This window comes from Paenibacillus sp. FSL P2-0121 (assembly GCF_037975345.1).
Taxonomy (GTDB): Bacteria; Bacillota; Bacilli; order Paenibacillales; family Paenibacillaceae; genus Paenibacillus_AQ; species Paenibacillus_AQ odorifer.
On the sequence record NZ_CP150245.1, the window covers coordinates 3,370,588 to 3,393,888 of the forward strand.

Below are 23,301 nucleotides of genomic sequence, written 5' to 3' on the forward strand. Positions count from 1 at the left end.
CAAAAGAGGACCCTCCTTTTAAAATGTTTGTATCTTGATAGTCAAGATAATCAATGAACAAGATGCTTGATGAACATCTAATTAATTGTCTTGATTTTATCGAATTATTCACTAATTTGCAAAGGGTATAACATCACATGGTTTGGAATGAAGCCTGTGCACAATCCTTTAACAATTAGAGTAGAACTAAACATTTGGGAAAAGTGGAGGAGAAAAAGGAGCATGGAAAAGAAAAATAAAGTTGGGGTTATTATAGTAGCTCTATTGTTGGCTACACTTATGGCATCAATGGATAATACTATACTTGCAACCGCAATGGGAACCATTGTAGGTGACCTTGGCGGCTTTGACAAATTGATGTGGGTTACGTCCGCTTATATGATAGCTGAGATGGCGGGTATGCCGATTTTCGGTAAATTATCGGATATGTATGGACGTAAGCGATTTTTTATTTTCGGTATTATTGTTTTTATGATTGGTTCAGCTTTATGTGGTACGGCAAATTCTATTGTCCAGCTTAGTATTTATCGGGCAATTCAGGGTATTGGTGGAGGGGCACTCGTTCCTATTGCATTCACGATTATGTTCGATGTAGTGGCCCCAGAAAAACGGGGGAAAATCGGTGGGTTATTCGGTGCTGCCTATGGTATTTCCAGTATTTTTGGTCCTCTTATTGGCGCTTATATAGCGGATTATATTCATTGGTCTTGGGTCTTTTATATCAATTTACCCATTGGTGTTATTGCATTCTTTATGATCGCTTTCTTCTACAAAGAATCTGTTGAGCATTCCAAAGAGAAAATTGATTATCTTGGGGCTTTTACACTTGTAGCTTCAATCCTTTGTCTCATGTTTGCGATTGAGCTCGGGGGTAAGAAATATGCTTGGGACTCGACAATGATTCTGGGATTGTTTATGGCTTTTGTTGTGTTTTTAATTGGTTTTATTGTTATCGAACGTCGTGCAGAAGAGCCAATCATTACCTTTGGCATGTTCAAGAATCGTCTCTATTCTACGAGTAATGTTATGGCGATATTTAGCGGAGCGGCATTTATTACAGCCTCGGTGTACATTCCAATTTATATTCAAGGGGTTCTTGGCGGGTCTGCCACAAATTCGGGGCTTGTTCTACTTCCGATGATGATTGGTTCTGTTATCACTGCTGCTGGCGGAGGATTCTTGCTCTCTAAATTTAATTATCGCACGATCATGATTTCTACGTTAGTACTCCTTGTAGCAGGTATGGCTCTACTTACCACACTAACACCAGACTCCTCCCGGTTTATAGTCACTATTTTTATGTTTCTGGTGGGTCTTGGCATAGGTTCATCATTTTCTGTTCTAAGCAATGCAGCGATTCATGGATTTACAGCAAGACAACGGGGTTCTGCAAGTTCGACACTTAGCTTCACACGGGAGCTGGGAATGACACTTGGCATTACGGTATTTGGTATTATTCAAAGTCACATTTTTTCGAATAAACTAGCTTCCATGTTCAGTAAGGGAGGCGCGGCACCAGAAGGTGTTAATCTAAGTGATCCAAGTACAATTTTGACTCCCGACACACGGGCCAAAATCCCCTCTGAGGTTCTTGATAAAATCACCGAAGGATTATCTTCTTCTCTTGTTCATACCTTTGCTTGGGCGATTATTCCATCAGTTATAGCTCTAATGGCAGCATTTGTGATGAGCAGGGAGAAGTTTGATCCTGCTTCTGAGCTGGAAGAATTTACGGCATCGCATTAAGGAAATAAAAGATAAAATAAAAGCCCAAGTCCTTTGTTAATAAAGGCTTGGGCTTTTTTGATAAGAAGCTCGGCGATCCTATTTCTCTGAAATGCTATATCGAGAATGTAAATGCCAGATAAGCTCTCTACGGCTACTGACACCTGCTTTAGCGAAAATGGATTTTAAATGATCCTGAACCGTGTAAGCAGAAATATGTAACTCAGCAGCCAATTCTTTAGTAGATAATCCGCGAATTACTCCTTCAAGTAAATGCTGTTCCCGTTTCGTCAGATCATACGCTTCTGCAATGATAGGAAGCATATCTGCTGGACGTGCAGGCTCGAATGAAATAGCAATTTGCGTCTGACCGTCGTATGCATGAAGCCGGCTAGCCCGGATCACTAGATAAGGTCCGTCTGACATCCGGATACAGGACTTTGCCATCCCCGAAGATTCAGAGGGACTATTGATTGCTTGTGTGCTCACCGCCCGAATTGGTCGTGGCAGGATATGGTGATCAATTTTTTCTAATGAACGAAGTTTCTCTAACCAACGGTCCGCTGTAGGATTAGAGGAGAGGAGCATTAGTTGATCAGAAAGGACGGCAATTCCGGAACCGTAATCTTCTTCCAGCCAAGTCTGATTTCTCTCAGGCAACTCAAGACTGAAAGCCCGCATTCTAGCGGCAATCTCAGGAAGCATTAAGCTTATCCACTCACAATCTTCCAGTGAAAATACAGGCTGACCGGACTTTCTGTAAAGTGTCAGATACCCCCAACACGCATCTCCATGAACAAGTACAGCGCGTAATTCATCCTCAAATCCTGCCGGAGACAGTACTTTTTGATAGCGAGCACTCAAATCTGGCTGCCCTTCGGTTGCTTCATATAAAGTAGCTACGTGCACTTTACTATGAACCATTTGCTCATAGGGATTAATATCGTCTTCACCGTATTCGATCTGGAACAAGTGATGATGAATGGATTCCACGTTATCTTCTGTAACCGCACCTGTCGAGAGTAGTGTCTGTGGATCAACATGGGTACAACAGGCAGCATCAAAGGGTACAGCCTCGCGTAAAATCGACAGTAATGAAGTACGGTAGCTATGTGAAGATTCAGAAACAGCACCTAACCTTATGATTTGTTGTTTAATATGATTAAGTTGTCTTATGGTTTTCATAGGTCAGCCCTCTAGTCATGGAGTATAAAAACAAGTATCCCACATTTATGGGATAGTGAATGTAAACCATATCCGTATAATTGAGAATGGTTCTTAATTATTTCTATTATATAGGATGCGGTGATAAAATGCAGAGAAAAGAAGATATTGTAGTCGTCGGTGGATATGGCCATGTAGGGCGTACCATTTGTGAAATCTTAGAGAAAAAATATCCTGGAAAAGTATATGCTGCAGGGCGAAGCCTTGTAAAAGCAAAGCAATTCAGTCAAGCAACTAATGGGAAAATTAAGCCGATGCAGTTGGATATTAATAAACCTTTACCTACTGATAAGTTAGAACGAGTGAAATTAATCATTATGTGCTTAGATCAAACGGATACGGATTTTATAAGAGCGGTGTTTCGAAGCGGTATTCATTATGTGGATGTATCTGCGAACGGTTTGTTTTTGAATGAAATTGAGAAATACAAGAGAGAAGCTGAAGACAATGGGTCAAGTGCTGTCTTAAGTGTAGGACTTGCTCCCGGCATCACTAATCTCCTGGCCCTTGAAGCAGAGCGGCAGATGGATCAGATTGAGGAGATAGAAATTGCGATTATGCTCGGATTAGGTGATTCTCATGGCAAAGCGGCGCTAGAATGGACAGTTGACAGTTTAGCAGCTAAGTTCGAAGTGAAGCAGGATAATCGCCAGGTTGAGGTGGAGAGCTTTACAGACAGAAGGTTGTATCATTTTGGTGATGAGATGGGTAAGCGATATGCTTACCGTTTTCCATTCTCAGATCAACAGACACTTAGCAGAACACTAAAATCATCGTCTATCTCTACACGATTTTGTCTTGATTCAGCTGTAGTTACTAAAATACTGGCAATAACGAAAAGAACTGGAGCCGTTCGCTTACTGCAAATAGGCTGGCTGAAGAATTCAATTGTTCGTGTTATGGGGCGGCTGCATTTGGGGGATGATGGGTTCGCTATTAAGGTTGAGGCACATGGAAGAAATTCAGAAGGTAAATTACTTCATGCGGATTTTTTATTACAAGGAAAGAATCAATCTATCATTACGGCAAAAGTAACAGCGGCAGTAGCAAAACATCTATATGATTCACCACCCCCAGGTGGAGTTTACCATATTGAGCAGATGACTGATATAGCGTATATACAGAAGGAATTAGGATCAGCCATTTCTCTCAAGACTGCGGTAAACTAGTATAATATTAATCATATAGAAAGGGGCGTCTTAGAATGAATAGAAAAGATTGGGAGCTGTTGAACGGTCATAAAGCGGGCGTGTTTTGGTTCACAGGATTTTCAGGTTCAGGAAAAAGTACACTAGCACAACAAGCTGAAAAAGAATTGTTTAAGCAAGGCATCCGATGTGCTGTGATCGACGGCGACCAGCTAAGGAAAGGTTTGAATATTGATTTAGGCTTTTCAGAAGAGGATCGTAAAGAAAATATGCGTCGCGCAGCCGAAGTAGCATCTATGTTTTTGGATCTAGGCTTTATAGTGCTTGTCCCGATGATTTCACCTTCTTCAGCTGCTAGAGAAGCGATTAGATATCGTTTTCAGTCTGGCGAGTTTGCAGAGATTTATGTGCAATGTTCATTAGAAACCTGCGAACAACGTGATCCTAAAGGGCTGTATAAGAAAGCTAGAAAAGGTGAAATTCGTGAGTTTACAGGTATTGATGCTATTTATGAAGCCCCTGAACATGCCGAATTGACAGTTAACACAGAGATTTACGATATGGAGAGCAGTGTGAATCTGCTAGTTGATTTTGTTACACATAATTACGCTAAAAAGATATAGAGGGAAGTTAACAGAAGCCTGGTCAAGTCGGGCTTCTTTTTTTTGCATTCTCAAATGGAATTATATCGCATAAAAGGGATCAAGGTGCTACAATGTGAATGAATAAAATATAATTCATTCACATTGAAGGTGTTATTCAAAATATGCATATATGGAGGGGTTCAAATGAAAAAAGTTACTGCATTTATTGGGAATCAACAAAAGCATGCGACCTTTGAAGCGGTTTGTGAATTTGGCAATAATTTAAAAGCATATGGTGATATTGAATTTGAGTATGTCTTTTTAAAAGATTATCGGCTTGAATATTGCCGGGGCTGCAAGATATGTTTCAATAAAGGTGAGGAATATTGTCCACTAAAGGATGATCGCGATGTATTGATGGAGAAAATGATCCATTCTGACGGAATTATTTTCGCCACACCTAATTATGCATTTCATGTATCGGCACCGATGAAGAACCTCTTGGACCGGCTTGCTTTTGTGTTTCATAGACCTCGATTCTTCGGGAAAACCTTCACGGCTATTGTCAATCAGGGGATCTTTGGAGGCAGCAAAATTGTGAAATACCTTAGTAATATGGGCGAGAATTTCGGATTTCAAGTTACAAAAGGCTGTGTCTTGACTACTTTGGAGCCAAGAACAGAAGTTGCGCAGAAAAAAATGACGAGAGAAATAAAGAAAGCCTCCGAAAGATTCTATAAGGACCTTATGTCGCCCAAGACTCCAGTTCCTTCTTTTCTCAGATTAATGCTGTTTCGAATGTCACGTACAAGTATAAAAACAATGCTTGATGATCATTCCAAGGATTATCGTTATTACAAAGAACAAGGCTGGTTTGAGTCGGGTTATTATTATCCTGTTTCATTGGGGCCTATAAAAAGGACAGCGGGTCTGATCTTTGACTTTATTGGGAAACGTATGGCGAAGAATTCGTAACCATAAAGACACTTCTCCGTATAAGATATGAACATGACCGACAATTAACCAAAAGAGAAGTTGAGGTAATCCACCTATGAATGTGAATGTAACCGATCATGCCGATTCAGCCTATTCGCTAGCCGAGCAGAGGGCGGCTCAGTATTTTGTTTCACTGCACATGCAGTTCAAAGAAAAAACTTATGTATCTACTCTGACTGAAGACATTCAATTATGGAAAAAACAGCATATTCATCGCCGCTCATGGTTGTCATTTTTCTCTAGAGGGAAAAGGAAACCTGATTCGCAGGATTATCATAGGTATATAGGCTGGCTGAATCTTAACGGTAAATTGGATGATTATTTAGATCGCAGCGTGTCCTATTTATATATGAGGGATCTGGGCAAAGCCTTGGATTCTACTGATACACAAAACAGGATTCAGCGAATGGTTGCTGACATTAGATCTCAATTGATCCCAGACGATTCAACAACGATAAGAGATCAATCGGAATTTATGAGCTTGGCAGGAGTATATCGCTGGGCGCAGAAAGAAGGCGTCGAGACCGCCACCATCTGGGTGATCGACAAGCTAAAGAACGTATCAACCCATATTCCGCAGGAAATGAATGCTGAACAAGCGCAGCGTAAGTTAATTAAGATCATTATCGGGGTCATTCTGCATGTAATGGAGGAAATGGGGGAGAGTAGCCCACCTTTGGAACGTTCTAAGAAGCTTAGTGAAGCCATTAGACTTGGTTATTCTTATGGGCTGACTTACCCTTTTATTGATGATCTTCTCGATTCCAGTGTCTTAACGGTTCAAGAAAAAGAGCAATTTTCCCTCATGATACGCGACGCTGTCCTTACTAGATCTGTGCCTGAGCTTGGAGAATGGTCCGGAGAGAACATGGAATTCATTCGATACGTACATTCGGAGCTTAGTGAAGCTTTCGAATATATTAAAAGCTATCAACGTCCAGAAATGCAGAACATATTTTTCGAGCAATCCTTTGTGTTTTTTCAATCTCAGGAGCTGGACCGTGTTAAGGAACTTTCCAACGCTAATTACACCAATGAAGAGCTTTATATCCCCATTATCTTAAAATCCTCTTCTTCCCGTTTAATTGTCCGATCCGTTATTAGTGCACCTACAGATGATGGATTTGATCAACGCACTTTTTATTATGGTCTTTACAATCAACTGGCTGATGATTTTGCAGATATGTTTGACGATATGAAAGAGGGAGCGGTAACGCCGTATACCTATTTTCTGAAATACCGTGATCAACGTTCAGATTTGATAAACCCTTTTGAATTATACTGGACCGTCATCTCTCATCTAATCCATTCCGTATATCACTCCGATGCCAAAACCCGTGAAGTGATTCTAGATCGAGCAATTAACGGTTTGAAGCGTTGTAAAGTACGTGTGGGTACTGAAAAGTATAAAGAGATTATGGAGATCTTTGCTTCGGGTCAACCCGAATTTAATCGACTCGTGCAGCAAATGGTGTTGAAAGCTGATGATGTGGATTTTTTTGACAAACTACTAAGAGATCAAATGCTTACGAATTTAAAAAACAACAAGCAGGAAAAGGTGGATTTTCACAATACGATTCAAAAGGTTCGTGGTGAAATCAACAATCAATTGCCGATTAATAAACCTGTTGGGACACCAGCTATGAAAGAAATGTTAATTGATGCAGCCAATTATAGTTTAGAGGGTGATGGCAAGCGAATACGACCTATTCTGACTTGGGTTATGGGGGTGAACGAATACGGATTAGACAGCGCGGCAATTGTGCCGCTTTTGAGGTCTTTGGAATATATGCATACTGCATCCTTAATTTTCGATGATCTGCCCTCTCAGGATAATGCCCCCACTCGAAGAGGCCGTTCAACTCTACATGAGGTGTATAATAGCGCAACGGCGGAATTGACAGGACTCTTTCTAATTCAGAAGTCGATTGAGGAACAGGCATCCCTTTCTACATTCGATGCTAAATCCGTAATTGCTTTAATGCAATATTCAGCTCAAAAGGCGGAAGATACCTGCATGGGGCAAGCGATGGATTTGAATTCTAAAGGGAAAGCATTGACGCTAGAGCAATTAAATATGATTTGTTTCTATAAGACGGGCATTGCGTTCGAAGCTTCACTAGTTATGCCAGCGATTCTCGCACAGGTTAAGGAGACAGAAATTGAAGCTTTGAAGAAATTCGCTTATCATGCGGGGATTGCTTTTCAGATTAAAGATGATTTACTCGACTTGGAAGGGGATTTACAATTACTGGGTAAGCCCACAGGGCAGGATGTTGAGAATAACAATGCAACGTTTGTATCCATTCTGGGTTCAGAAGGCGCTAGAAAAGAGATGTGGGAGCACTATTGTCTTGCCATGGAGGCGCTAAAAGAGATCCCCCGCAATATCAATTTTTTAAAACATCTATTGAATTATATGGTTAATCGTGATCGATAAATATGAAAATGGAGTGTTGGCATCTTTGCCAGCACTTTTTTATGAAAAAAATCAATCGTTTTTACGTTCAACTCCGTCTTACTTATAAGAACATCAGAACGATGACTTTATCCTAATACCGACACTGACAAAAAAAGAGGGGGTGTGGTGAGTGGTGGATAGGACGATGGACGAGGTCAGAATGGTTGATTTTGCCCGAATGGATGAGGAAGTTTTCTTTAAACGCCTGTATGTGGAGCATCGGAAAATGTACACCGTCGCTTATAGTTATCTACGGACAGAAGCGGACGCGTTAGAAGTTGTACAAGAGGCTTCATGTCGAGCCTGGATGAAACGTAAGAAGCTTAAAGATGAACAGTCATTTACACCTTGGTTGATTCGAATTACGATCAATTGCTGTATGGATGAACTACGACGAAAAAAACGAGTGATTCCTACGGAGAAGCTGGCAGAGGTTGCAACTCAGGAAATGAAAAGTAACGACCGGATTGATCTGGAACGTGCTCTGAACCGATTAAAGCCCAAATATCGGCATGTGGTACTTCTTAAATATTACAATGACATGACTACAATCGAAATCGCAAAAGTGCTAAAAAAACCTGAAGGTACAATCAAAACCTGGTTACGCGAGGGACTTAAACAGCTTCGTAATGTGCTGAAGTGATATGGGAGGTGAACGGAGTGACAGATAAAGAAGATCGTATTTTGCAGAAAAATGTTGATGAAATGAATCAGAATACTGAAACTTTACAGGAAATGAAAATTTATAACGCGATGCGAAAGGGAATTATGGAAGGAAAAAAACGTGAGAAACGCCGCGTTTATACCGCAGGTTTGGGAGTGATCGCAGCCGCAGCCCTTTTATTTACATACTCTTCAATCGGGTTACCGGCCAAGGAAGTGGCTGAACCTTCAGTTCAAACCGCCAGCCCTAAAAATACAGATGATTTTGCAGCTTATCGTTCATTTTCAAGGTTAGAACCAGCGCTTGCTAGTGCTCTGGAAGAGAATCTCGTGATGCCGGTGGGTCAGAGCGCGGAAAACAAGGGGTACCGAGTGGATGTAACTGGTGCAGTAACAGATGGAAGGAAGGTGTATATTCTATACAGTGTTCAGAACAATACAGACAAAGAAGTTATACATGCGAATTTTGCGCTTCAATATGAAGGCATACAGGAGTCGAATCTACATAAAGGTGCTGCACTAAGTATGCTTGCCAGCGATAACCGAATTCAACCAGGCCAGTCTAAGGATTTTATATACACTACTAGTCTTTCACCAACGGTTAAATATCCAAAGGAAGTAAACTATAATGTCATTCTCACTGAAACTTCAGATAAGGCGCTACAATCCAGTAGTAATAAGTACCGGACTAATCTGGATGTTGCTTTCGAACTTAATCCTGATATGCTCAAAGCACAGGAAAGAATTCTAAAAACGGATAAAACGCTGACAGTTGACGGGCAAAAGATTAAAGTGAATCTAGTGCAATATACACCGCTTAGTACCTATGTAGATTTGGAGTATGATCCGAACAATGATAAACAAATTTTCCAATTGATTAATCCAGTTCTGATTAATACAAATGGTGGAGCTACCGAAAAATTATTTTACCCCGACATCGTCAACTCAGACAATTCTGAAGTCTATTCGGACAACTCCAAGTTTACGCTGGTGTTCAGGAACAGCCAGAGCAGTCTAAACCGTCAGCCAGACACCGTTTCATTAAAAACCTTTGGTATCTCGGCAGTGGAAAAGAATAAAATGAAAATTGTTGTCGATCTCAATAAGCAGCAAATCATTGAAGCACCGGGAAGTGGCCTTGAGCTTGTTGCTCCAACGCAAGAGAATTATGCTGATGAAGGAGAGATCTTGTTGCGGCATACAATTACTGATGCCGAATATTTAAAATACTACACTAGACTTGCTGAGACTTTTACTGATGCGGAAGGAAATGTGCATAAAAGAGCAATCAAAACAACTTCGGCAGGAAACTTCGGTGGTTACATGACTTCAAAGGATGGTACAGCCGTGGATGAAATGCGTTATACTTTTGGAAAGGGAGCGAAAGATTATCCTCAACCCCTAACGATTATGCTAGAGAAATATATCAATCCGATTATGGATACGCAAGCCGTAGAGTTATTTACTAAGTAATAGATTAAGCTTAACGATTAATAATCTTGTATTAGTTGTAATCCTATAGGAGGTAGTTATGCGTAATTATAACACTGTAATCTTTGATGTGGATGGAACCTTAATTGATACAGAAATCGCTGTTTTGAGTTCTCTGCAAAAGATGTTAAAGGTGGATCATAACAGAGAGTATGAATTGTCAGAGCTCTATTTTGTGTTAGGTATTCCCGGTTCAGCTTCATTACCACAACTTGGGATCGAAGATATTCATGAGGGCAATGAGAGATGGAATGTTTTCATGAAAGATTTCTATGATACTATTAACATCTTTGACGGAATTGTAGATGTAATGAGTTCATTACAGTCAAAAGAGATCGTTCAAGGAATTGTGACTTCCAAGACAAGAGATGAGCTAAATGACGATTTCGTTCCATTTGGCTTAACTAAATATTTATCATATACCGTTATCGCAGAAGATACAGCAAAGCATAAGCCACATCCAGACCCCTTGCTAGAATTTATTAGAGTATCAAAAGCAAACCCTGAATCATCTATTTACATAGGAGACACGATCTATGATTATGAATGTGCAAGAGATGCTGGTGTCGATTTTGGATTAGCTTTATGGGGATGCAAGCAGCATGAGCATATTCCCGCGAAATATAAATTTGAAACTCCGCAGGATATTTTAAAGCTGCAATTGTAAAGTGAATAGGGTGAATATATAGCAGAGCGGCATTTTGCCCTCTGTTTTTTTAATGGAAAAACCTTCATTGTATGTTCTTAACATTGACTCTTCTCTATCTTATCGTTAATATTACCTCTGTGCTTCATTGCCCAAAAGCCTAAAAGCTTAAAAGCTTAAAAGTAAGGAAGCACCGCAATCTCCGAATTTTATCCCAATCACAATGTTAAGGAGCACTATCGTTATGGACCGTCAGCTTAGTTTTTCAAAAAGTATGATTATCATCGCTTTTATTTTCGCACTTCTTTTTGTATCTATTTTCCTATTGAAAGCAGAACCTCATATCCCTCTTCTCGCAACCACAGTTGGCACAGCAGTCTTATTGGGTTTATTTGGCGTGTCATGGAAAGATATTGAGGCAGCTATCATTAAAGGCATCCAAACAGCTATAATGCCCATTCTTATCCTCATGCTAATCGGAATATTGATCGCTGTATGGATGATGAGTGGTACGGTGCCTACACTTTTATTTTATGGTATGGATTATATTAATCCGAACTACTTTGCAGTAAGCGCGTTATATGTCACAATTGTCGTCTCTATGTTTACTGGAAGCTCATTCACCACCGTTAGCACGATCGGCGTAGCTTTGATGGGTATTGCTTTGACGACAGGGATTTCTCCCACACTTGCTGCTGGAGCGATCATTTGCGGAGCTTGTTTTGGTGATAAAATGTCACCCTTATCCGATACGACGAATTTTGCACCTGCAGTGGTAGGTATATCCTTGTTCACACATATTCGTAATATGATGTACACAACGATTCCGGCGCTTATAATAACTACTGTCTTTTTCTTGTTCGCACCAAAAGCCGATGCGATTGATTTATCGTCGATTCAGGGGATTAAGTTTGCTCTACAAGATGGATTTCATATCCACTGGTTAACGTTGATCTCACCACTTGCCGTTATTATTTGCTCAATCAAACGAATCCCAATCCTTCCTACACTGATGGTTGGCATTGTCACTGGTCTTCTGGTGACCGCTATTATTCAGCAGCAGGCAGAAATCGGTGTCTGGTTCAGTGTGATGCAGAATGGATACGAAAGTACTATTGCCAATGAAACCGTTGCTTCTATCGTTAACCGAGGTGGAATGCAATCAATGATGAGTTCCGTTTCACTTATCTTGATTGCTTTATCATTAGGCGGGCTAATACAACATTGTGGTGTCATAGAGGCTTTTTTTCGCAAAATCATTCAACCCCTCAAACGTAAAAGCAGTATCGTGCTTATGAGCGGCGCATCATCCATTGCGGTTAATGGGATGACTGGTGAACAGTATCTTTCTATTTTGTTGCCTGGTCAAATGTTCAAAGATGAATATAATCGCCGAGGCATTCCAGCAAAGACACTATCCCGTACGTTAGAGGATTGTGGAACCCTTGTTAATCCTTTAATTCCTTGGGGAGTTAGCGGTGCTTTTTTCGCTGCTACACTAGGTGTGCCGGTAATTGAATATATACCTTATGCCACCCTTCTGTGGTTAAGCCCATTCATCACGTTTGCGTATGCTTTGATCCCGAAGCTGCAAAAGAACTCGTTAGGCTAACCTTCTCTGAAAGAATGTATTTATTGAACGGATATAAAGAATAATAAGAGTGATTTCTGATTTATATCTGGGGAATTCAGCGGGGGTATTGCTAGTGAGTCGCAATAAGTTGCAGGATAGAATCAGGTTAGCAAATGTCGAGACTAAACATGCAGAGCAATTTAATAATTTATTGCGTTATGTATTTCAAGTGACGAATCGTGATTTACAAATCTTTGGTTGGGAAAATCGTGAAATCACCCAAGCGAAGCTGCCAGTTCTAAAGTATGCTGATGTGGTCGGTTGGTTTGATGGTGATAAATTGATTTCACAGTTAGCAGTATACCCATTTCAAGTAAATATTTTTGGGCGAATTTATGAGATGGGTGGCCTGACGGGTGTTGGAACCTATCCCGAATATGCTAATTTAGGTTTAATGAATAAGCTGATGTTGCATGCATTAACTAAAATGCGGGGCCGCAAGCAATCAATTTCTTATCTATTTCCGTATTCTATTCCGTATTATAGGCGGAAAGGCTGGGAGATCATTACCGATAAAATCTCATTTGAAGTTCCGGATACCCAGCTGCCGAAAACTAAAAAAGTTCCTGGGAACGTGGAGCGGGTAACTATTGAACATCCAGATATCAAGGAGATATATGATCAGTTCTCCATGCAGCATCATGGAGCTATGCTTCGAAATAAGTTGGCTTGGGAAGAATATTTACGCTGGGATCTGGATGAAATGACAGTGGGCATCTACTATAACAATGATGATTTGCCCACGGGGTATTTGTTGTATTGGGTTGCTGAGGAGATCTTTTACATCAAAGAAATGGTATATATTAACGAAGAAGCTCGCGTGGGATTATGGAACTTTATAAGTGCACATTTTTCGATGATTACTCTTGTCAAAGGGGATATTTATAAAGGGGAGCCGCTTTCCTTCGTTTTAGATGATGGTGACATCAAGGAAACCATTGCTCCTTATTTTATGGCCAGGATAGTGGATGTGCAATTATTTATCGAACAGTATCCGTTTAAAAAACAGGATAAAGATGGTTGCCTTATCTTCACCTTGAGTGATCCGATGCTGGAATGGAACCGGGGTACATTTACGCTTAATGTGGATAAAGATGGAACAGGTGTTTTGCACGCAGGAGGGACTAACCCTTCCTTGTTGATTGACATTCCTACTTTAACCACGATGTTAATGGGCTATAAGCGACCTACCTATTTGGCTAGGATCGGTCGGATCCAGGCAGATGAAGCTACAGTTCAATTCCTGGAAGGGTTAATCAGGCCAGAACATCCTTATTTCTCTGATTATTTTTAAAAAGCATACTCTAATGAGTGTGCTTTTTTCTTCTTTTATAGTAGAATTGATTCTCGGCAACACTAAATGATATGGGGTGTAAGAATGGCGATTAATTTCACCAAACCAATGATCCAAAGGTTAGAACAAGAAATCATAGAGGTAGAGAGCAAGCTCAAAAACGTGAAGAACAAAAAAGAAAAATCCAAATTCAAAATTAATCAATTAGAACAGGATATGAAATTTAGCAAGTCTCACACAGATTTGAGCAGTAAAATGACGCGAATCAAAAAGCTTAACGATGAAATTAAGAACATGAATCGCCTGCAAGCTGATCTTTCCAAAGAATTAACAGCAAAGAAAAACTCGTTAAAAAAACTCCAGGTAAATGGAACTGCACCTACTACAATTGATTCCACAAAAGGATAGTCGATCATGGCTGCACAGATGAAAAACCGCGTAATTGGCGGTTTTTATTTTTTTACCAGCTCATCTGTTTCTCCCCTTAACAAGGAAATCTCATGCTTATAGGGTGCGTTTACATATTTCTTTTCACCGATGGAGGGAGTCTCTAGGAGTTTGGGAATGGTTGATAGTTGAGGATGGTGGACCACATATCGAAGCGCCTGAAGGCCGATATATCCGTGTCCTATATTTTCGTGCCTGTCTTTATGTGAGCCCATAATATTCTTTGAATCATTGACGTGAATTACCTTTAGTCGCTCTATTCCGATCAATCGATCAAATTTATCCAATATGCCATCAAAATCTTCTTTTACGTTATAACCGGCATCATGGATATGGCAAGTATCCAAACAAATTGATAGACGCTCATTATGGGTGACTCCATCAATAATAGCTGCAAGTTCTTCAAAAGAGACTCCACATTCACTACCTTTTCCAGCCATAGTTTCTAATGAAACCTGAACATTTCGTTTATCTGTTAGCACTTCGTTTAAGCCTTCCACGATCCGAGAGATTCCAGCTTGAGAGCCAGCACCAACATGGGAGCCAGGATGTAGGACGATTTGGGTTGAACCCAAAGCTTCTGTTCTTATGATTTCTGATTGAAGAAACTCTATACTATGCTCAAAGACCTGTGCCGAAAGTGTATTTCCTAAGTTAACAATAAATGGAGCGTGTACAATAATATTAGAAATACCGTTATCTCTCATATGAGCATGTCCTGCTTCAATATTCAAAGCTTCAATGGGTTTGCGGCGTGTATTTTGTGGGGCTCCGGTATAAAAAAGGAAGGTGGTCGCTCCATAAGAGGCTGCCTCTTCACTAGCTCGAAGGAGCATTTTTGTTCCGGTCATAGACACATGAGAGCCTAGGAGTAAAGACATCGGGGTTGACACTTCCTTTCCTCTGAAAAGAGAGCCATATTTAGTCACTATATATCCTATATGTCTATTATTATTTGTGAATTACCCGGATTATATGTATTGGTATTACAAGAAAGTAGGATGTTTTTTAGGGAAGATCAAGGTTGTCTCATCTGATTTATTATTTATGAGAGACAACCTTAGCGACCCGGAATTTAGCGCTAATTAGCGGCGGAAATAGTCTCACCTTGAATTGGTTTTAAATTTTTCTCCCATTTAACTCTGATTGCCCGGGAAGTGAATAGATCAGCTCCATCTGAGATTTGGAAGTGTAGATGGGCCTCGCTCGTATTACCAGAATTACCTGTTAAGCCAATAACTTCACCTTTTTCGACTTTATCCCCCGGTTTTACAGTAACTGACCCTTGTTTGAGATGCGCCAAATGACTATATTCCCCGCCATGATCAATGACAACGATATTTCCGGTAGCTTGATTCGGATTCATGACCCCAACTGGCTCATTGTCTTTAATGTCATTCACAACCGATACAACGGTGCCGTCCGCTGGAGCGAGGATGTTTTTGCCAAAGGCATAATAGCTTTCATTTTTTAGTGGATCTCCTGTATAGGAATAGTTATCTTTGGTTTGGATAAAATCGTAAGCGTAACGCTGGATTTCTAACTCATAATGATAATTCACAAGCACATTCTCACCACCCCAAAATACATACCAATCTCCCTCAAACGGCAGTGCGTATTCATGTTTGCTTAGTACATTGTCGGTTTCAGGAGAAGGGGTAAGCTCTTGAACTTGAATTAATGTAATCGTCCCATCCGGATCAAACATCCCGACAAGCCCCTTATTGCCAGCATCACTAACCCATGTGCGTCGATCAAATCCATTAAGCTGCATGGTCGATGCCTTTTCCAATGTATGGATACCCTTTGTGAATTCTTTTCCTGTCTCTGTTAATTCTGCTTCACTTATTTCATCTTTTAAAGGCTGATTAAAGCGGGCATACAACTCCTTGTACTTCCCGTCCAGTAGAATCTTTGATAGTTCATCTGGAGCAAATCCGCTCAGAATGGCAGCTGTGGCCGGGCTTGTTGTCTGCTCCGCCTTTTCAGTAGTCGGCACATCTGCATTCTCTCCTCCACAGGCAGCCATTAATAAAGACAATGACCCTACAGCCAATGCAGTTCTTGTATTCAAAATAACTTTATGAATGATTTTTTTAGGTTTTTTGTTCATATATATCGCCTCCCAGTATTACGATTGTAGCAGTCTATCCTTAGCTCTTCTGAAATTCTATATTAACACTTACATAATTTACTAGCTATTTAATGAATACGAATTAAGCTTCCGTTAAGATTAGTAAGATTGCTAGCCAAAAAAATCATGCTATGATGTTAAAAACGTCTATTGTGAAAGGGAAAATTTATATGAATGAGGCTTCAATTTTATTGGTTGATGATGAGGTATCACTTTTAGACATTATGGAGACAGTGCTGCGTAAGGAGGGCTACGTCAATATAGATACAGTGCAAACAGGTGAGGAAGCAGTAAGTGCCTGTGAATCCAAAAAATATGATTTAATTGTGCTGGATGTAATGCTGCCCGGACGAAGTGGTATCGAAATCTGCCCTTTTATCCGTCAGACGACGGATGCCCCTATTCTTTTTCTGACTGCTCGAACGTCTGATTTCGATAAATTAACGGGATTTGCTATAGGCGGAGATGATTATATTACCAAGCCCTTTAACCCGCTTGAAGTGGTGGCTCGTATAAGAGCACAACTGCGGAGATATTTTGCTTCTGCTAACCAACAGGCTACTGGCAAGAGTGTAGAAATAGTCCCCAATAAATCTGCAAATGTATATGATTACGGAAGGTTTAAGCTAGATGAGACAGCGGGAGAACTCCTGGTAGAGGGTCAGTCTGTTGCTTGTCCGGCACTTGTATTTCAACTGCTGGTCTTCTTATGCAAACATCCTAATCAGATTTTCAGCAAAAGTGAGTTATATGAGAAAGTATGGGGCGATGAAGCACTGAGCGATGATAATACGGTCATGGTTCATATTCATCGAATTAGAGAACGTATCGAAGCAGACCCGTCCGATCCAAAATTTATTGTTAACGTTAGGGGTCTTGGTTATAAGCTGGTGAAGGTAGACCGCCAGGAGTTGTCCATGCCATGAATATCAAACGTCGGTTAACGTTAAGGTTCGTTCTACAGCTAGCAATTACGGGAATGGTTGTTCTCGCTATTGCAGCAGTAACGTTTACTTGGATGCTGTTGCGTTTTCTCGATATCAGTATTACGCGTGATTTTGCTAATGTTGGCTTAGAGCAACTGGTTGAATCCTCCAAAATCGATGAGAAGGGCATTCAATTTTCCCCGAGCTTGCTGGAGCAAGTGAAGAAGAATAAGGGCTGGCTGCAAAATATCGATGAAAATGGAAAAGTTGAAAGTGCCTACAACACTCCAAAAGATGTCCCAATTCAATATGGACCGGGTGAAGTAGTCGCCTATTGGACAGGGACTCAGCCTTTTCCGTATACTCTGGCTGTATGGATTCAAGAGAAAAATGGGAGACAATTCACGCTTCTTTATGGCGCGCCAAATACACTAGATCCTTTGTTAAAAAAAATGAGCGAAGGTACATTTGATGCAGTAGATGGAGATCTGGTTCTGCCTGATTCGATTGAAAGAGAAATTAAATCATCACAGGCTTTTGTTCAACTCATTGATTCATCGGGTACGGAGCTGCTCTCCTATAATAGGCCAAAGATGATTCCCACCAAGTACTCAGTGCCAGAGCTAGCACTACGCACTCTCTACAGTGAACGTTACGGCTATCATGTCCGATCTTCTTTTGATAAACAAACGGGCCAAACATGGATCGTTGGACAACCGAACGTAAAGGGTGCAGATACAGGACAAAAGGTATGGGTACCTGAAGAGGTTAAAATTGTCATTAAAGGCTCATTAGCAATGCTCGCGGCTTTATTGCTTGCATTTATATTGCTATCTTTATGGCAAGCTCATAGGTTTGGAGCGCCAATGCTGCATATGCTTGTATGGCTCGATTCTATTGGAAATGCCATATATACAGAGCCTTTGGACCGTAAAGGAAATCGTCGTAGTCGAACACACGTAGGTAAATGGAGGCGGAGATACCGGGTTTTTTCTGATGTAATGGTCTCCATAGAGAAATTATCTGCTAATTTGCAGAGAGATCAGGCGTTGCGGCAACAAACAGAGAATTTGAGGGAAGAATGGATCGCAGGTGTTACACATGATTTAAAAACTCCTTTATCTTCTATAACTGGTTATGCTCATTTACTGGCGGAGCCTTCGTATGATTGGTCGAAAGAGGAAGTTCGCATGTTTACAAGGACGATGCTGGATAAATCAGCCCATATGGACATGCTGATCAGTGATCTTGCCATGACCTATCGGCTAAAAACAGGGATCAAGCCACCAGAGCTGATGGAAGTGGAATTGAACTCTTGGTTACATCAAACCCTTGATCAAGCTGCTGCAAATCCCGAATACGGGAAGCAGCGAATTATATTTGTGCCGGCACCAAACGAAGTGAGGGCCCGATTGTATACTCCATGGCTAGAGCGGGTTGTGAACAATTTGACTGCGAATGCTTTACTTCATAACCCCTCGGATACGATTTTAACGGTTTCGCTTACTATGAATGATTTGGACAGTGGATTTACTATTCAATTTTCCGATGATGGCGATGGAATGGATGAAGTCACACTTAACCGATTATTTGAACGTTATTATCGAGGAACGGACACCGTATCTAGCTCCAACGGATCCGGCCTTGGCATGGCGATCTCCAAGGGATTAATCGAATGTATGGAGGGCAGAATTGCTGTTGAGAGTAGCCCTGGACAAGGGACCATTATTAAGTTGAGTTGGAGCTAATCATAGAACCAGCGTTTTTCCTAACGGAAATGACGGTGGTTTTTTTGTTCTGAATATAATTTTTTAATTCTCCTGTTTATTATCCAGCCAGAGTTGGGATCATAAATAAGTTGACATCCAAACTGATTGTAACTACAATAGTTACAGGTAGTGGTTAAAATAAATTTATCATCCTAATTTGAGGAGGAAGTAAAAATGAAAATAGCAATAACAGGAGCAACAGGTCAATTCGGATCATTGGTGATAGAAGCTTTACTTAAAACTGTACCCGCAAGTGATCTTGTAGTTAGTGTGCGGAACCCAGAAAAAGCAAGTGATCTTCAGGCACGTGGAGTGGAAGTCCGTCATGGTGATTTTGATCAACCTGAGACGCTGGAATCAGCATTTGCCAGTGTGGATCGATTATTAATTGTATCTGCAGATGGTGATAATGAAACCCGGATTCGTCAACATAAAGCAGCTGTTGCTGCTGCGGAAAAAGCAGGCGTCGGCTTCATTGCCTACACAAGTGTAGGACAAGCAGACAAGAGTGAACTATTTCTTGCTGAAGTTCACCGCATCACCGAAGAAGCTATTCGCGCAACAGGCATTCCTTACAGCTTCCTCCGTAATAACTGGTATTTGGAGAATGAGATCGGCTCCATTCAAGGTGCTCTAGCAGGTGCCCCATGGGTGACTTCAGCAGGGAATGGTAAAGTTGGCTGGGCTACACGCGGAGATTATGCAGAAGCTGCAGCAAATGTTCTGACAGGTGACGGACATGAGAACACAGTGTATGAATTGTCTGGCAACCCTTTAACACAAGAGGAATTGACTGAGATCATAGGCAGTGTAATCGGTAAAGAAATCAAAGTAATCCAGGTTGACGACGAGGCTTATGCCAAGACCATGTCGGAGGTGGGTGTCCCAGAAGCTGCGCTTCCAATAGTTGTAGCTATACAACGTGGGATTCGTGAAGGTTGGCTTAATATTGAAAGTAGCGATTTAGAGAAACTGCTGAAACGTTCAGCTACTCCTCTTGCGGATGTCATTCGTGTTATGGTCGGTAATTTACAAGCATAATAATATAAAAGATAAAAGGCTTCCTCGAGGTTGAAAAACCAGTGAGGAGGCCTTTTTTTGTGTTGATAGAGGATGAATCAAATACATAACTTTTCACTATTTTGCCTTGTTCATAATTGTGTTAGTTTAGTTTAACTAGTTATACTAAAAGAAATGGAAGATACTTTGAGTGAGTACATAATCTGGCGAATAAGCGAAGGAGATGATTACAAATGAAAAGAAATATCTTGGTGGTATCGGGAGCGGCGGTTGTTGCATTAGGTGCGTATTTGTTATTGGGAGGTATCGATAAGGATACGCCTTCAGCACAAGATACAACCGACATTAAGCAATTAGTGCAAGAATATAGTTCAAGCAGTCTGGAAAACCTGTCCGCGTCTATCACTTCTGAGCAACTTATTGTAACCGATAGTAACAATAAAGAGAAAACTTACGACTTGCCTAAAGATGAGTTTTTTGTTTCTATAGCTCCATATGTGGAGAATACGCATCCTTGCGCAACACATAGCTTGACTGGCTGCCAAGGGGAATTAACGGATGATGAGTTTAAAGTATATATCGAAGACAGCGAAGGCAATGTGATTGTGGATCAAGAAATGAAATCGCTATCTAACGGATTTATTGATCTTTGGTTGCCCCGGGACAAACAATATAACGTAACCATTGAGCAGGACGGAAAAACAGCAAAATCTGAGCTTTCCACTTTTAAGAGTGATAATACATGTGTTACAACTATGCAATTGGCAGAAAGTATCTAAAAAGTTGCAGAGAGAAGACTTGAAAAGCGAATGCTCAGCAGGATGTTTCTTAAGCGATGTCGAAGTCGTTATTGATAATCCAATTAGATCTTCCTTCTGATGTATTCTGTATTGGACTTTCGCCAAATGTCCATCGTATCGGACTCCATTGCAGCTATTTTAGATTTTCGCTGCATTTTTCAAGCTTATCGGACTGCATAGCTCTTATTGGCTTGTAATGGCACAGAATTGGAGTGTATTTAGGGAAATAACTGCATCTGGGTCCGATAACCTGGTGAAATGCTATAAATCTACGAAATAAGTGCACCTCGGTCCGATCTAGCGGAGAGTTAGAAAGTGTTTGGGAAAAGAAATCAAAAGTATCACACGAATGATCAAAAGAAATTGCTTTACAGAAGAGAGGAGAGAGATGAATGGTTAAAGAGCTGATCATTGGGGATGTTTTGCAAGAGCTGGCTGGTACACGTCGGATACTGGAGAAGCTGCCTCAAGAGAATATGACATGGAAACCACACTCTAAGTCAATGAGCCTGGGTGGGCTGGCCACACACCTCGTTAACCTTCTGAGCTGGCAATCTGCAATTCTACTTTACTCGGAGTTTGATTTGGCATCTGTGGCATATCGACGAGAAGCACTGGAGAGTCCCGACGCGGTTCTACAAGAGTTCGACCTGAAAGCTCGTGAGATTGAGGAATTAATTACTGCAAGCAATGTGGAGATGCTCGGCGCGGAGTGGACCTTGCGGAACGGGGAGCAGATCATCCGTCGTCAGACACGGGCAGCTGCGCTTCGTACCATCGGATTGAATCATATGGTTCACCACCGGGCGCAGCTTGGAGTTTATCTGCGGCTGCTTGACGTGCCGGTACCTGGTCTTTACGGACCCTCGGCTGATGATTTAGAATTAGCAAACGGTGAAGGTTGATAAGTGAGGAAGCCCTGCACTGCCAAGTAAGTTCAACATATAGCTCTTACCTGATATATTGGAGTATTAAGTTACCTCCAAACATACGGTAATGGGCTTATTTACTTTTTTCTAGTATTACACTAAATAAAACTCACGGAGGATCGGAAAGTTTGGGTTGACACTTTAGCTAATTTGGAGATATTATAGATTCATTAAGTCTATGATGGAACGAATATTTTTTTGGTTTAATAATAGACAAAAAGAGTCTTTAATATCTGCATATAGGAGATGATTCATATGATTTACGATTGCATTATTGTTGGTGGTGGACCCGCAGGCTTGAACGCAGCCCTTGTTCTTGGTAGGGCAAGAAGAAAAGTAGCTTTAATTGATAATAATCAGCCAAGGAATGCTGTTACCCATGCATCACATGGTTTTATTACAAGAGACGGGGTTACACCAGCCGAGTTTCGTCGTATTGCGTATGAGGAGGTACTACGTTATCCGTCAGTTGAGCATATCCAGACTGAGATTATTTCGATTAACAAAAATGATTCTGGATTTGCGGTACATGATTCGTTTGGTCGTCACATTGAAGCTCGCAGATTGATTTTGGCGACCGGGTTAAAAGAGGTCCTTCCTGAGATAGAGGGCCTACGACCATTATACGGAAAAAGTCTGTTTAATTGCCCGTATTGTGACGGCTGGGAATTACGAGATCAACCCCTTGTCGTTGTTTGCGAAAATCCACATGTTTTTCATATGGCTAAAATGCTGCTCAATTGGAGTAAAGATTTGGTTATCTGCACGAACGGCAAGACATTCCTTTCAGATGAACAGAAAAAAAGTCTTGAGGCTAAGGGAGTTGTAGTCAATGAACAAACAGTTTCCTCTTTTATGGGTCATGACGGGCAACTTCAGGCGGTTCGCTTTGCAGATGGTACTGAGATCTTAAGAACGGGAGGGTTTATTTCTCCGAATTTGATCCAAACGTCATCAATCGTAGACCATTTGACTGTAAAGCGGAATGATTCTGGTGGGTTTAGCACGGATGGTGCGGGGAGAACCTCGATTCCAGGATTATATTCGGCTGGAGATGTTTCTTATTTTATGCCTTCTCAGTTAGTGTTTGCCGCGGCTGACGGGAGTCGGACAGCTATGAGTGTAAATATGGATCTTATAGAAGAAGAATTTGAACTTTTTTAACGAATTATGGGTAGGAAGTTGAAAATAATAAGTATGCATGATAACATAATTACAAATTAATGATCGGAGTTGAAAAGTATAGTGTAGTAATTATTCTTGCGTCCCATGATGAATAAAACAACAACAATGGTTTATTTCGTTTGTTTTATTCTTTGTATGCAAGAAAGTTACTACTTCTTTTCACTCGAAAATATATCCATATCTAACTCCATTTGGGGCTGGATTTGCTGTATTTATTTGAGTCACA

Annotated in this window: 20 protein-coding genes; 17 read left to right on the plus strand and 3 right to left on the minus strand. The window is 40.8% G+C overall.

Annotated features, from left to right (window positions below):
* Positions 1-222 precede the first annotated feature (222 nt).
* Positions 223-1,746: an MDR family MFS transporter gene (locus MKY54_RS15035; RefSeq protein ID WP_076184547.1), complete on the plus strand. Its 1,524-nt coding sequence runs from the start codon at positions 223-225 to the stop codon at positions 1,744-1,746.
* A 78-nt stretch (positions 1,747-1,824) separates the two neighbouring features.
* Here the strand turns inward: MKY54_RS15035 and MKY54_RS15040 are convergent, their stop codons facing one another.
* Positions 1,825-2,910 (minus strand): helix-turn-helix transcriptional regulator, encoded by a 1,086-nt coding sequence (locus MKY54_RS15040; protein WP_339191007.1) that lies wholly within the window; start codon positions 2,908-2,910, stop codon positions 1,825-1,827.
* Positions 2,911-3,038: 128 nt separating this feature from the next.
* Between MKY54_RS15040 and MKY54_RS15045 the strand changes: the two genes are divergently transcribed.
* The 10 genes from MKY54_RS15045 to MKY54_RS15090 all read left to right on the plus strand — a co-directional run bounded on the left by MKY54_RS15045 (position 3,039) and on the right by MKY54_RS15090 (position 14,273).
* Positions 3,039-4,118 (plus strand): saccharopine dehydrogenase NADP-binding domain-containing protein, encoded by a 1,080-nt coding sequence (locus MKY54_RS15045; RefSeq protein ID WP_076184549.1) that lies wholly within the window; start codon positions 3,039-3,041, stop codon positions 4,116-4,118.
* 35 nt (positions 4,119-4,153) lie between these two features.
* Entirely contained in the window at positions 4,154-4,720 is a 567-nt protein-coding gene (gene cysC, locus MKY54_RS15050) for an adenylyl-sulfate kinase (protein ID WP_076302047.1), read from the plus strand.
* Positions 4,721-4,885: 165 nt separating this feature from the next.
* The gene (locus tag MKY54_RS15055; protein WP_076184551.1) at positions 4,886-5,656 is read left to right on the plus strand and encodes a flavodoxin family protein; all 771 of its coding nucleotides are present in this window, start codon (positions 4,886-4,888) and stop codon (positions 5,654-5,656) included.
* A gap of 76 nt (positions 5,657-5,732) precedes the next feature.
* A complete protein-coding gene (locus MKY54_RS15060) occupies positions 5,733-8,117 on the plus strand; it encodes a polyprenyl synthetase family protein (protein ID WP_339191009.1) in 2,385 nt (794 codons plus the stop codon).
* A 166-nt stretch (positions 8,118-8,283) separates the two neighbouring features.
* A complete protein-coding gene (locus MKY54_RS15065; protein WP_076125874.1) occupies positions 8,284-8,781 on the plus strand; it encodes an RNA polymerase sigma factor in 498 nt (165 codons plus the stop codon).
* Positions 8,782-8,798: 17 nt separating this feature from the next.
* Positions 8,799-10,274, plus strand: a complete 1,476-nt coding sequence (locus MKY54_RS15070) for a DUF4179 domain-containing protein (RefSeq protein ID WP_339191012.1) — start codon at positions 8,799-8,801, stop codon at positions 10,272-10,274.
* A gap of 58 nt (positions 10,275-10,332) precedes the next feature.
* Positions 10,333-10,959, plus strand: a complete 627-nt coding sequence (locus MKY54_RS15075; RefSeq protein ID WP_076278432.1) for an HAD family hydrolase — start codon at positions 10,333-10,335, stop codon at positions 10,957-10,959.
* Positions 10,960-11,182: 223 nt separating this feature from the next.
* Positions 11,183-12,550, plus strand: coding sequence for a Na+/H+ antiporter NhaC (gene nhaC / locus MKY54_RS15080; protein ID WP_076278433.1), 1,368 nt, complete (start codon positions 11,183-11,185; stop codon positions 12,548-12,550).
* A 94-nt stretch (positions 12,551-12,644) separates the two neighbouring features.
* Entirely contained in the window at positions 12,645-13,865 is a 1,221-nt protein-coding gene (locus tag MKY54_RS15085) for a GNAT family N-acetyltransferase (protein ID WP_076184556.1), read from the plus strand.
* 84 nt (positions 13,866-13,949) lie between these two features.
* Positions 13,950-14,273 carry a hypothetical protein gene (locus MKY54_RS15090; RefSeq protein ID WP_036677934.1) on the plus strand — a complete coding sequence of 108 codons (324 nt, stop codon included), beginning with the start codon at positions 13,950-13,952 and terminating at the stop codon, positions 14,271-14,273.
* 44 nt (positions 14,274-14,317) lie between these two features.
* Here the strand turns inward: MKY54_RS15090 and MKY54_RS15095 are convergent, their stop codons facing one another.
* Together MKY54_RS15095 and MKY54_RS15100 are read right to left on the minus strand one after the other, a co-directional pair.
* The gene (locus MKY54_RS15095; protein WP_076303784.1) at positions 14,318-15,193 is read right to left on the minus strand and encodes a deoxyribonuclease IV; all 876 of its coding nucleotides are present in this window, start codon (positions 15,191-15,193) and stop codon (positions 14,318-14,320) included.
* A gap of 200 nt (positions 15,194-15,393) precedes the next feature.
* Entirely contained in the window at positions 15,394-16,425 is a 1,032-nt protein-coding gene (locus MKY54_RS15100) for a M23 family metallopeptidase (RefSeq protein ID WP_076184558.1), read from the minus strand.
* A 191-nt stretch (positions 16,426-16,616) separates the two neighbouring features.
* On the opposite strand from MKY54_RS15100, the gene MKY54_RS15105 reads away from it, so the two are divergent.
* From MKY54_RS15105 to MKY54_RS15130, 6 genes are all read left to right on the plus strand, one after another.
* The gene (locus tag MKY54_RS15105; RefSeq protein ID WP_339191016.1) at positions 16,617-17,372 is read left to right on the plus strand and encodes a response regulator transcription factor; all 756 of its coding nucleotides are present in this window, start codon (positions 16,617-16,619) and stop codon (positions 17,370-17,372) included.
* Positions 17,369-19,120, plus strand: a complete 1,752-nt coding sequence (locus tag MKY54_RS15110; RefSeq protein WP_339191019.1) for a HAMP domain-containing sensor histidine kinase — start codon at positions 17,369-17,371, stop codon at positions 19,118-19,120. The genes MKY54_RS15105 and MKY54_RS15110 overlap by 4 nt, the downstream gene beginning before the upstream one ends.
* A 195-nt stretch (positions 19,121-19,315) precedes the next feature.
* Positions 19,316-20,182, plus strand: a complete 867-nt coding sequence (locus tag MKY54_RS15115; RefSeq protein ID WP_339174188.1) for an SDR family oxidoreductase — start codon at positions 19,316-19,318, stop codon at positions 20,180-20,182.
* A gap of 212 nt (positions 20,183-20,394) precedes the next feature.
* On the plus strand, positions 20,395-20,940 hold the full coding sequence (locus MKY54_RS15120; RefSeq protein WP_076278438.1) for a CueP family metal-binding protein: 546 nt from the start codon (positions 20,395-20,397) through the stop codon (positions 20,938-20,940).
* Between the two features lie 413 nt (positions 20,941-21,353).
* The gene (locus MKY54_RS15125; protein ID WP_076125721.1) at positions 21,354-21,866 is read left to right on the plus strand and encodes a DinB family protein; all 513 of its coding nucleotides are present in this window, start codon (positions 21,354-21,356) and stop codon (positions 21,864-21,866) included.
* Between the two features lie 279 nt (positions 21,867-22,145).
* Entirely contained in the window at positions 22,146-23,054 is a 909-nt protein-coding gene (locus tag MKY54_RS15130) for an NAD(P)/FAD-dependent oxidoreductase (protein WP_339191021.1), read from the plus strand.
* Positions 23,055-23,301: the final 247 nt, after the last annotated feature.